At 63.3% G+C, this 11,943-nt stretch carries 9 protein-coding genes; 4 read left to right on the top strand and 5 right to left on the bottom strand.

From position 1 onward, the window contains the following. The first annotated feature begins 7 nt into the window (after window positions 1-7). Window positions 8-1,060 (top strand): LacI family transcriptional regulator, encoded by a 1,053-nt coding sequence (locus ABCW43_RS09825; RefSeq protein ID WP_345923679.1) that lies wholly within the window; start codon window positions 8-10, stop codon window positions 1,058-1,060. Window positions 1,061-1,151: 91 nt separating this feature from the next. Here ABCW43_RS09825 and ABCW43_RS09820 read toward each other — a convergent pair whose 3' ends face one another. From ABCW43_RS09820 to ABCW43_RS09800, 5 genes are all read right to left on the bottom strand, one after another. Beyond that, the gene (locus ABCW43_RS09820; RefSeq protein WP_345923677.1) at window positions 1,152-2,657 is read right to left on the bottom strand and encodes a tripartite tricarboxylate transporter permease; all 1,506 of its coding nucleotides are present in this window, start codon (window positions 2,655-2,657) and stop codon (window positions 1,152-1,154) included. Between the two features lie 10 nt (window positions 2,658-2,667). Further along, window positions 2,668-3,129 (bottom strand): tripartite tricarboxylate transporter TctB family protein, encoded by a 462-nt coding sequence (locus tag ABCW43_RS09815; protein WP_046628828.1) that lies wholly within the window; start codon window positions 3,127-3,129, stop codon window positions 2,668-2,670. A gap of 189 nt (window positions 3,130-3,318) precedes the next feature. After that, window positions 3,319-4,302 (bottom strand): tripartite tricarboxylate transporter substrate-binding protein, encoded by a 984-nt coding sequence (locus ABCW43_RS09810; protein WP_345923671.1) that lies wholly within the window; start codon window positions 4,300-4,302, stop codon window positions 3,319-3,321. A 207-nt stretch (window positions 4,303-4,509) separates the two neighbouring features. Beyond that, window positions 4,510-5,880 (bottom strand): sigma-54-dependent transcriptional regulator, encoded by a 1,371-nt coding sequence (locus tag ABCW43_RS09805; protein ID WP_345923669.1) that lies wholly within the window; start codon window positions 5,878-5,880, stop codon window positions 4,510-4,512. Continuing rightward, window positions 5,877-7,703: a sensor histidine kinase gene (locus ABCW43_RS09800; RefSeq protein WP_345923667.1), complete on the bottom strand. Its 1,827-nt coding sequence runs from the start codon at window positions 7,701-7,703 to the stop codon at window positions 5,877-5,879. The genes ABCW43_RS09805 and ABCW43_RS09800 overlap by 4 nt, the downstream gene beginning before the upstream one ends. Window positions 7,704-7,985: 282 nt before the next feature. Here ABCW43_RS09800 and ABCW43_RS09795 point away from each other — a divergent pair, with 282 nt between their 5' ends. From ABCW43_RS09795 to asnB, 3 genes are all read left to right on the top strand, one after another. Next, a complete protein-coding gene (locus ABCW43_RS09795; RefSeq protein WP_345923665.1) occupies window positions 7,986-8,459 on the top strand; it encodes a DUF4126 family protein in 474 nt (157 codons plus the stop codon). Next, a complete protein-coding gene (locus tag ABCW43_RS09790; RefSeq protein ID WP_345923663.1) occupies window positions 8,456-9,829 on the top strand; it encodes an FAD-containing oxidoreductase in 1,374 nt (457 codons plus the stop codon). The genes ABCW43_RS09795 and ABCW43_RS09790 overlap by 4 nt, the downstream gene beginning before the upstream one ends. Window positions 9,830-9,935: 106 nt before the next feature. Beyond that, on the top strand, window positions 9,936-11,894 hold the full coding sequence (gene asnB / locus ABCW43_RS09785; RefSeq protein WP_345923661.1) for an asparagine synthase (glutamine-hydrolyzing): 1,959 nt from the start codon (window positions 9,936-9,938) through the stop codon (window positions 11,892-11,894). The last annotated feature ends 49 nt before the right edge of the window (window positions 11,895-11,943 follow it).

Raw genomic sequence — 11,943 nt, 5'->3', positions numbered from 1 at the left:
AGAGGATATGTCGCTGGAAGACCTGGGGGACAAGGGTCGGCGCGCGAAGTCGGGACGGGCAGCCGCAAAATCCGGCGTTGGCGCGAAGCCCACCCTTAAGACGATCGCCGAGCTGACCGGCCTTGCGGTCACGACCGTATCGCACGCGCTTGCCGATGCGCCGCAGATAGCGCTCGAAACCCGTCAGCGCGTCCGCAAGGTCGCAGCCGATATCGGCTACTTGCCGGACCGGGCAGCGCAGCGCCTGCGCACCGGCCGCACCAACGTGATCAGCCTGGTCCTCGATCCGCACGAGGAAATCCTCGGCTATGCCACCTCGATGATCAACGGCCTGACCGAAGCCCTGCGCGGCACGGCCTATCATCTGGTCATAACGCCGCATTTTTCCGATACGCCGCAGATTGAACCGGTGCGTCATATCATGCGCAACCGCATGGCCGACGGCATCGTCTTCACCCGTACCGAGCCGGCGGACGAACGGGTCAAGCTGTTGATGGAGAACAATTTTCCGTTCATCTGTCACGGCCGGACCGAGCTTGCCACGGCTCATCCATATGTCGACTACGACAATTACAGCTTCGCGTATCACGCCGCGAAAAAGCTGATCGCCACGGGTGCGAGAAAGCTCTCGATCATCCTGCCGCCGGAGCGCTTCACCTTCGCCCATCATCTCAAACACGGCTTCATGACGGCGGTGCGCGAGGAAGGTGTCGGCTTCGAAATCGCCAAGGGCGTTACCCTCGACAGCAAGTCGGACGACATCCGCGACTATCTGTTCCGCCGCATGGGCGAACCGGAGCGTCCCGACGGCTATATCTGCGGCGGCGAGGTGTCGGCGCTCGCCGTCATGGCATCCGCCTACGACCATCGTCTCGAACTCGGCAGGGATATAAGGCTGGTGGCCAAGCAGACGTCGGGCCTGTTCGACCAGATCCGCCCCCGCGTGGAGACGATCTACGAAGACCTGGCGGAAGCAGGTTTCCTGATGGGCAAGCTGCTGCTGAAGCGGATCGCCGGCCCCGCCCCTATCCAGGAATTGCAGGCGCTCCAGACGGTTTGACCGCCCGGAGCGCCGTCCGCATGACCCGTCAGGAAGTCATGCAAGAGTTTCAGCGCCGCGCGGTCTGTCGCGCGGCGCCGTCCGCAGCTTCTCAATCCTCTTCCTGGAAGACGACCTCGCGCTTCTTCTTGACGCTCGGCAAGAAGACGATGACGAGCACGAGGGCCGCGAGGAAGAGGAGGGCCGCGCTGATGGGACGCTGGACGAATGTCGCCGGATCGCCACGCGAAAGGATCATCGCCCGTCTGAGATTCTCCTCCAGCAGCGGACCGAGCACGAAGCCGAGCAAGAGCGGCGCCGGTTCGCAGCGAAGCTTCAACAGCGCGTAGCCGATGAGGCCGAAGAAGGCGACGGCATAGAGATCGTAGACGTTCGAATTGACGCTGTAGACCCCGATCGAGCAGAAGGCCATGATGATCGGGAACAGCACGTAGTAGGGGATGGTCAGCAGCTTCACCCACAGCCCGATGAGCGGCAGGTTGAGGATGACGAGCATCAGGTTGCCGATCCACATCGAGGCGATGATGCCCCAGAAGAGGGCCGGCTGCTCGGTTGCCACGTTCGGGCCTGGAACGATGCCCTGGATGATCATCGCGCCGATCATCAGCGCCATGACCGGGTTGGCCGGAATGCCGAGGGTGAGCAGCGGGATGAACGAGGTCTGCGCACCGGCATTGTTGGCCGATTCCGGACCGGCAACGCCGGCGACCGCCCCATGGCCGAATTCTTCCGGATGTTTCGAAACCTTCTTTTCGACCGTGTAGGACGCAAACGCCGCAAGGATGGCGCCGCCGCCCGGCAGGATGCCAAGGATCGAGCCGATGGCCGTACCGCGGATGACCGGTCCGACCATCGCCCTGAAATCCTCACGGCTCGGCATAAGATCGCTGACCTTGGCCATCAGCACCGTGCGGGTCTTTTCGCTTTCGAGATTGCGCAGGATTTCCGCGATGCCAAAGACGCCGACTGCGACCGCCACGAAGTTCAGCCCGTCCGCATATTCGCGGATCCCGAGCGTGAAGCGCGGCGTGCCGGTGTAGATATCGGTGCCGACGAGGCCGAGCAGCAGGCCGAGCGCCACCATGGCGAGCGCCTTGACGATAGAGCCATGAGCGAGCGCGATCGAGGAGACGAGGCCCACCACCATCAGCGAGAAATATTCGGCCGCGCCGAACTGCAGCGCGATCTGGGTGAGCGGCGGTGCAAAGATCGCGACGAGGAAGGTCGACACGGTGCCGGCAAAGAACGAGCCGATCGCGGCGATCGCCAGAGCGGCCCCCGCCCGGCCCTTGCGCGCCATCTGGTAGCCGTCGATGGCGGTGACGGCGGACGAGGACTCGCCCGGCATGTTGATCAGGATCGCCGTGGTCGAACCGCCGTATTGTGCACCGTAATAGATGCCGGCGAGCATGATCAGCGACGAGACCGGTTCGAGCTGGAAGGTGATCGGCAGAAGCATGGCGATCGTCGCCGTTGCCCCGATGCCGGGCAGCACTCCGATCAGCGTGCCGAGCAGCACCCCGATCAGGCAGAAAAACAGGTTCTCGATGGACGTCGCCGTCGCAAAACCAAGCGCAAGATTATTGAAAAGATCCATCACTCAAACCTCAATAACCGAGCCAGGGCCCGAAACGGCGAAACGGAAGGCCGAGGCCATAGCTGAAGACGGCGACCGAGAAGACCGTCAGCGCCGCCGACAGGACGAGCGCGGTGAGCGGTTTCATGCGGCCCGAGGCGAAGGAGGCGATCAGTGCGGTGACGAAGATCGACGGTACGAAGCCCAGCCCGCGAACGGTAAGGCCGAAGAAGATCGGCGCCGGCAGGATGAAGATCATCCCGCGCAATGCGAGCGCTCCGATCGGCCCGCCGTCCACCCGCATCGACTGGATGAGGATGATCGCGCCGAACAGGATGAGCGCGCAGGCGAGGATGAACGGAAAATAACCAGGCCCCATGCGCAGCGCCGTACCGAGTTCCAGTTCGAACGACTGGTAAGCGAAGAACAGGCCTGTCGCGATCAGCAGCAGCCCGCAGATCAGATTGGCAGTGTCGAATTTCAGCGAATTCATGGTGTCTCCGTGACGTGGGAGAGGCTTTGCCGGACGTGCCCTTCATCCGCCCTGCCAGACACGTTCTCCCGCTCGGGGAAGAAGCATTATGCCGCACCGGCTTCCGGACCGCAGGCATAAGCTTGGCAGGTATCCCCTCCCCGCAAGCGGGGAGAGGATCGAAGTTGGGGCAGGCAGACTGCGGAAACCTTAGTCCGCGTACTGCCCAGCAGCCTGGATGACCGGCTTCCAGCGGGCGATTTCGCCTTCCAGCTTGGCCTTCAGGGCTGCCGGAGTGGCGTCGTTGTCCGGCGACGGTTCGGTGCCGAGTTCGGCGAAGCGAGCGGCGACGTTCGGGTTCTTCAGGGCCGACTTGAGGGCCTTGTTGAGCTTGTCGATCGCGTCCTTCGGGGTGCCTTTCGGCGCGTAGAGACCATGCCAGATGCCGACCTGCATGTCCGGCAGACCGGCTTCCTTGACGGTCGGGATGTCCTTCAGGACGCCGAGACGTTCCGCGGACGTGACCGCATAAGCCTTTACCGTGCCGCCCTGGATCTGCTTGGTGGTGTTGGTGGTCTGGTCGCACATGATATCGACCTGGCCGCCGAGAAGATCGGTCATCGCAGGACCGGTGCCCTTGTAGGGAACGGTGACGAGCGACGTCTTGATCGAGCTCATGAACAGCATGCCGCACAGGTGCGACGCGGCGCCGATGCCGGCGTTTGCAACCGTCACCTTGTCGCTGTTGGCCTTGGCATATTCGATGAGACCCTTGAGGTCGGTCGCCGGCATGTCCTTGCGGGCGAGAAGCGTCATCGGAACTTCGGTGACGAGGCCGACATAGTCGAACGCGTTCAAGGTGTCGTAGGGCAGCTTGCGATAGAGCGAGGCGCTGGTCGCCATGCCGATGTGGTGCAGGAGAACGGTGTAGCCGTCCGCTTCGGCATTCGCAACGCGGGCAGCGCCGAGCGTACCGCCGGCGCCGCCGACGTTTTCAACAATGACCTGCTTGCCGAGATCCTTCGACATGGATTCAGCGACGAGGCGCGCGACAGTATCGGTCGGGCCGCCGGCCGCAAACGGCACGATCATGGTGATCTGGCGCTCGGGATACCCCTGCGCATTCGCCGAGGCGGAGAAAAGGGAAAGCGCCGCAAGAGCGGTCGCGCCGATAACGGCGTTCAGAATTTTCATCGGGGCTCCTCCAGGATGAAATGTGGCACAGCGGACGCCCAATTCCTCCGGCGCCAACCTGAGGACCATTTGCGGCCGAGCGCGGAGCGCGCGCAATCGTTGCTGAGGCCTTAAAACAGCATTTCCGTAAATACCGCGGCGCAACATGGGTGGATTCAGGAACAATCGGCAAAAAGCATGGGTGGAAATCCACACATACCGCCGTTATCAACCGTCCCTGTCATCCTGCAGCAGGTGTTCCGGACCGAGCAGCTTCTTGTCGAGCCCGTATTTCTGCATCTTTTCGTACAATGTCTTGCGGGAGATGCCGAGGGATTCGTAGACGGGTCTCAGCGCGCCGCCATGCGCTGCGATCTCGCCGGCGATCAGGTTGCGCTCGAAGGCTGCAACCTTGTCGGCGAGCCGCCCTGCCCCATCCTTCGCGCCGCCGGTTTCGCCCGGCTTCGGATCGAGGCCGAGCACCAGCCGGTCGGCGGCATTGCGCAGTTCCCGGACATTGCCCGGCCAGTCGCGCTGGGCAATCGCCGAAATCACCTCGGCCGGCACTTCCATATCGTCGCGGCCATAGCGCGCGGCTGCCTCCCGCACGAGTTGGAGAAAGAGAAGCGGAATATCCGATCGCCTCTGCGCCAGCGACGGCACATGTATGGTGGCGACGTTGAGCCGATAGAAGAGGTCGGCGCGGAACCGGCCCGCCGCCACTTCCGCTTCGAGATCCACCTTGCTCGTCGCGATAAAGCGCACGTCGAGCGGCACGGTTTCGTTGGAGCCGAGCCGGGTGATGACCCGCTCCTGCAGCACACGCAGGAATTTCGCCTGCAGGTCGACCGGCATCGAACCGATCTCGTCAAGCAGGATCGTACCGCCACGGCCGTGTTCGAACTTGCCGTAGCGCGGCCTGAGCGCTCCTGGAAAAGCGCCGGCCTCATGGCCGAAAAGCTCGCTCTCGATCAGGTTGTCGGGAAGGGCTGCGCAATTGATGGCGATGAACGGACGGTTGGCGCGAGAACTTATGTCGTGAAGGGCCCGCGCCACCACTTCCTTGCCGGCGCCGGTTTCGCCGATGATCAGCGTATCGGCATCCGTGGCGCCGATGGCGCGGATCCGGTAGCGCAGATCGACCATGACCTGGGTGCGACCAGGGAGCCGGGCTTCGACATCGTCACGCTTGCCGGCGACGGCCCTTAGGCGGCGGTTTTCCAGCACCAGGCTGCGCCGGTCGAGCGCACGCCGGATAATACCGGCGAGATGCTGCGGCGTGAACGGCTTTTCGAGGAAATCGTAGGCGCCTTCCCGCATGGCCTTGACCGCAAGCTGAACGTCGCCATGACCGGTGACCAGGATGACCGGGATCTCCGCATCGAGCTCGCGGATCTTCTGGAGCAGCGTCATCCCGTCGGTGCCCGGCATGCGGATATCGCTGACGACGACGCCGTCGAAGCCGAAGCCCGTCAATTCCAGCACATGATCGGCATTGGAAAATGTCAGAACCGCCAGGCCGAAGAGTTCCAGAGCCTGGGCCGTCGAACGGCGCAGTTCCTCCTCGTCGTCGACCAGCAGAACCCTTTGCTCGCTCACTCAGCTGCCTCCAGAAGATTGCCGTCGGCAACTTCGAGTTCGATCCGGAAGACCGCGCCGCCTTCCGGATGATCGGCAACGCTCAAGCTGCCGCCGAAATCCTTGATGATGTTGTAGGAGATCGACAGACCGAGCCCCAGGCCCCTGCCGACACCCTTGGTCGTGAAGAACGGATCGAAGATGCGCTCGTGGATGGCCGCGGCGACGCCCGGCCCGCGATCGCGCACCGACACCATGACCTTGTTGCCCGCCTGCTCGGCGGAAACCGTGATCCGCCGATCGTCGAGGCCTTCGACGGCATCGGCGGCATTGGTGATAATGTTGACCAGCACCTGTTGAAGCCGCACCGCGCCTGCCTTCACCGCGGGAATAGCGGGATCGATCTCGATGTCCAGCTCCGCGTCCGCCGCCTTCAGGCGCGCGGCGACGATCTCCAGCGTGTCGCGCATCACATCGTCGAGCGCAACGGCGCCGAGCTTTTCGTTCGGCTTGCGGGCGAAGTTGCGCAAGTGCCTGCTGATCGAGGCCATGCGGTCGATGAGCGCCGAAATGCGCCGGACATTGTCCCGCGCGTCGTCGGTGCGTCCAAGATCGATCAACACGCCGGCCGTTTCCGCATAGGTCTTGGCGGCGGCGAGCGGCTGGTTGAGTTCGTGCGACAGGGCCGCCGACATCTGGCCGAGGCCGGCGAGCTTGCCCGCCTGGATGAGGTCCGCCTGGGTCTGGCGCAACCGCTGTTCGGTGAGCCGCCGCTCGGCGATCTCCTCCTCGATGCGGCTGTTGACGCGGGCGAGATCGGCGGTGCGCTCGGCGACGCGGTGCTCGAGTTCGTTGCGCGCCTCCGCCTGCAGCATCAGGCGTTCGTTGAGCCGCGCACGGCGCTGCAGGACGATGGCGAGCCCCAGCCCTGCAAGGCAGAGCGTCAAAAGTGCTGCAACCGTCGCGGTCTTCGCCTGGGTGTGCACCGAACCGGTATCCATCAGCACGTTGACGGTCCAACCCGCGTCCGGCATCGGTTGCGATACGACGAGATATTCCTTCTCGACCCCGCCATCCCGGATGGTCATGACATCGCGCCCTGCGAGGCTGCCGCGCCTGACCGGCAATTCGCGGAGCCTGGCGTCCGCATACCGCCGCGACGCCTCGGTACGGGCGATCCGGTCGGGCGTCAGCGGGAGAATGCTCGCATAGAGCCACTCCGGGCTGCCGGTCATGAAGATGATGCCTTCGGGATCCGACACGAAAATCCGGTCGTCACCACCGCCCCAGGAGGCTTCGAGGCTGTCGATATCCACCTTGAAGACGATCACGCCGCGGATGGCGCCGCCGATCTCGATCGGCGAACCGAAATAGTAGCCGCGCTTCAAAGACGTGGTGCCGAGTGCATAGAAGCGCGACTGACGGCCCTCCGCCGCATCCTGGAAATAGGGCCGATAGGTGAAATTTTCGCCGACAAAACTGACCGGGCTGTCATAATTGCTGGCAGCGATGGTCTCGCCATCCATGGTCATCACATAAATGTCGGAGGATTTCAGAAGCCCGTTGATTTCCTTGAGATAGGCGTTCGTTGTCGCCCGCAGCGTCTCGTTCTTCGGATCGAGGATCACCGCCTCGATATTCTGCTGATCGGCGATCAGAGCCGGCAGCGCCTCGTATCGCTTCAGATGGCCGTCGAGCGCCGACACCGCCAGGCGCAGCGTCGTGCCTGCCTGGACTTCGGCCTCCTCGATATAGCCCCGCGCGAGGATATCGCTGCCCTTGAAGACCAGCGCCAGACCGATCGCCGCAAGCAGGGCCAAAGGCACAAGAATACGATATCTCAACAGGCCGGGGTTCCTCCGCTCATTTTTCCTGCCCTGGGGTGACAGGAAAACGGTATTCTAACCGCTGCACCGCTGATTTCCATAAAATCCTTACCGCATTTGGCCGGCATGCAGGATGTTGGTCGCGGCGGGTGTTTGAAGGGCCAGCGCGCCTGATCGGATCATGCAAGCATTCCTCGTATTCCCGTAATAATTTCCACCTACTGCTTGACTTCACGACTGATCGTGCTTCGATCACAGGCGCAAATGGGGAAAGCCGGAAGCGGCGCAAAGGGGTTTTCAATGGTCTATATACTCGCACTTTTGATCGGTGTCGTCGCCGGCCTGCGCGCCATGACCGCACCTGCTGCAATTGCCTGGGCCGCCTATCTCGGCTGGCTCAACCTCTCCGGTTCCTGGCTCTCCTTCATGGGCACGATCTGGGCCGTCGGCATCTTCACAATCCTTGCCGTCGTCGAACTGGTCACCGACCAGCTTCCCTCGACGCCGAGCCGCAAGGTGCCGCAGCAGTTCGGCGCCCGGCTGGTCATGGGGGCGCTTACAGGTGCGGCGATCGGCACGCCCTATGGCGGCTGGATCGTCGGCCTGATCGCCGGCATCATCGGCGCCGCAATCGGCACCTATGGTGGCGCCGCCGTCCGCGGCAAGCTGGCCGCCAGCTTCGGCAAGGATCCGCCGGCCGCCTTCATCGAGGACGCTGTCGCCATCGTCGCCGCCTATCTCATCATCGCGTCCCTGCCTGCGGCTGCGGTATGAAAACCTTCGACGCCATCATCATAGGGGCCGGCCAGGCCGGCCCCTCGCTCGCCGGGCGCTTCAACGACGCCGGCAAGACGGTTGCGGTCATCGAGCGCAAACATGTCGGCGGCACATGCGTCAATACCGGCTGCAAGCCGACCAAGACGCTCGTCGCCAGCGCCTATGCCGCCCATGTCGCCCGGCGCGGCGGTGACTACGGCGTGGTTCTCGACAGCCCGGTTAAGATCGACATGCCGGCCGTCATGCGGCGTTCGCACAAGGTGACGCTCGACTCGCGCCACGGCAACGAGAGCTGGCTCGAAGGCATGCCCAACTGCACTCTGATCCGCGGCCACGCCCGGTTCGAGGATAAGAATACAATCCGCGTCGGCGACGAACTTCTGACCGCGCCGCAGATCTTCCTCAATGTCGGCGGCCGTGCCGCGATCCCGGACTTTCCGGGCGTCGGCGACGTGCCGTACATGACCAACAGCGACATCGTTCTGCTCGACCGGGTGCCGAAACATCTGGTCATCGTCGGCGGCAGCTATATCGGGCTGGAATTCGCACAGATCTACCGCCGCTTCGGTGCCGAAGTGACCGTCGTCGAAAAAGGTCCGCGCCTGGTCGGCCGCGAGGACGAGGAAATCTCGCAGGCGATCCGCGAAATCCTCGAAGTGGAAGGCATCCATATCCGCACCGGCGCCGAATGCATCCGTTTCAGCAAGCACAAAGACGGCGTCGCGGTCGGCGTCGACTGCACCGACGGCGCACCGGAAGTGATCGGCTCCGACGTTCTGCTCGCGGTCGGCCGCCGCCCGAACACCGACGATCTCGGCCTCGACAAGGCCGGCGTCGAGCTGGACGCGAAGGGCTACATCAAGGTCGGCGACGACCTCTCGACCAATGTTCCGGGCATCTGGGCGATGGGCGACTGCAACGGCAAAGGTGCTTTCACCCACACCGCCTACAACGACTTCGAGATCATCGCCGCCAACCTTTTCGACGGCGAGAACCGCAAGGTCTCCGACCGTAAGGTGGGTTACGCGCTCTATATCGACCCGCCGCTTGGCCGCATCGGCATGACCGAGGCGGAAGCCCTGAAATCCGGCAGAAATATCCTGGTTGGCCGGCAGGCCATGGCAAGGGTTGGGCGCGCGGTCGAGAAGGGCGAAACGCAGGGCCTGATGAAGTTCATCGCGGATGCGGACACCCGCGAGATCCTGGGCGCTGCCATACTTGGCACCGGCGGAGACGAATCGATCCACGGCGTGCTCGACATGATGAATGCCCGCGCCACCTACGATACCCTGCGCTGGGCGGTACCGATCCACCCGACGGTCTCGGAATTCTGGCCGACCGTGGTCCTTGGCATGAAGCCCGCCTGAAACCTCTTTTGGGACAGGATTACAATTTTATCGATCGCTTGAAATGATCGGCAAGCATTTCCCTCTATCAACGGGAGGATATTGTCCCTGTTCATGATGGAAACAGATGTGCGGTTTTGCGGGCTTCGTCGGTGAGGCATACGGCTCCGGAAATCCGGAGGCGCTGCTGTCATCCATGGCACAGGCGATCGCCCATCGCGGACCCGACGGACAAGGCATTCTCGCCGCTCCCGGCCTGGGCCTTGCGCATGTGAGGCTGTCGATCGTCGGTCTTTCAGACGGCCAGCAGCCGATGACCGACGCCGAGGGCCGCTTCACCATCGTCTTCAACGGCGAGATCTTCAACTATGTCGAACTGCGCGACGAGCTGAAGGCGCGCGGCATTACCTTCCGCACCGGCAGCGACACGGAAGTCCTGCTGCAGCTCTACGCGACCTATGGCGAGGCCTGCCTGTCGCGCCTCAATGGCGACTATGCCTTCGCGATCTGGGATCACCGCGAGCGCCGGCTGATGCTTACCCGCGACCGGATGGGGGTCAGGCCACTCTTTTATGCCGAGCACAAGGGCTCGCTCTATTTCGCCTCGGAGATCAAGGCGCTGCTGGAAGTGCCGGGCATCGAGGCCGAACTCGATCCGCTGGCACTCGACCAGATTTTCACCCTCTGGGCGCCGATCCCGCCGCGTACCGCCTTCAAGGGTATTTTCGAACTCGAACCCGGCCACCTGATGATCGCCAAAAACGGCCGGACCGAAACCCGGCCGTATTGGGCGCTCGATTTTCCGGATGCGGGCGATCATGCCGAGGTCGACCAGTCCGCCAGGGAAGAGGAATTGCGTGCCCTGCTGACCGATGCGACGCGGCTGCGCATGCGCGCCGACGTGCCGGTCGGCGCCTATCTCTCCGGCGGGCTCGACTCCTCGCTGATCACCGCGCTCGCCGCACCGATGGCTCCGAACGGCCTCAACACGTTCTCGGTCACCTTCGACGATGCCGAACACGATGAAAGCGCCTTCCAGCGACAGGTCGCAGAAGCGCTCGGCACCCGCCACCGCGCCGTCGCCAGCGGTTCGGCCGATATCGCCGCAAGTTTCCCGGATGTGATCCGCTTCACCGAGCGGCCGGTTCTGCGCACCGCGCCTGCGCCGCTTTACCGCCTCTCGGGCCTTGTCCGCGACGCCGGCATGAAGGTGGTGCTGACCGGCGAAGGCGCCGACGAGGTATTCGCCGGCTACGACATTTTCCGCGAGGCACGCGTGCGCCGTTTCTGCGCCCGCCAGCCCGGATCGAAGATGCGGCCGCATCTCTTCCGCAAGCTCTATCCCTATCTGCCGGGTCTGAAACAGCAGTCGGCCGAATACCTCGCCGCCTTCTTCAGCGCCGGCAACGATGGGACGAACGACCCGCTGTTCTCCCACCGCCCGCGCTTCCGCTCGACGGCGGCTGCCAAGATCTTCTATTCCGACGATCTCTGCGCCACGCTCGGCAGCTACGATGCCGCCGAAGAACTCGCCTCCCGACTACCGGCAAACTTCGGCCGCTGGCACCCGCTGCACCAGGCGCAATATCTCGAAAGCCGGTTCCTGCTGCCCGGTTACATCCTGTCGAGCCAGGGCGACCGCATGGCCATGGCGCATGGTATCGAAGGCCGTTTCCCCTTCCTCGACCACCGGCTGGTCGAATTCGCCAGCCGCCTCGCTCCCGGCATGAAGCTCAAGGGCCTCGACGAAAAACACATCCTGCGCCGGGTCGCCAGGGACCTCTTGCCGGATGTCATCAGCAAGCGCCCGAAACAGCCCTATCGCGCCCCGGACAGCCGATCCTTCGCCGGCAACAACGAACAGGCCTATGTCGGCGACATGCTGGGCGAACAGGCAATCGCCGCCTCCGGTCTCTTCAATCCGAAGGCCGTTGCAAAACTCCATCAGAAATGCCGCTTGGCCCCGGTCTCCGGGTTCCGCGACAACGCCGCTTTCGTCGGCATATTGTCCACCCAGCTCTGGCTGAAGGGTTTTACCCAATCCGCCGCGAACGAGGCGCATCCCATTCGCAAGGCTGCTTATTAGCTCTTGAAAATCTTCAATTAACTTAAAATTCACGTCAATTCGTCATGAT

Source organism: Neorhizobium tunisiense (genome assembly GCF_039631515.1).
Lineage (GTDB): Bacteria > Pseudomonadota > Alphaproteobacteria > Rhizobiales > Rhizobiaceae > Neorhizobium.
This window is presented reverse-complemented; position numbering and strand designations above follow the sequence as displayed.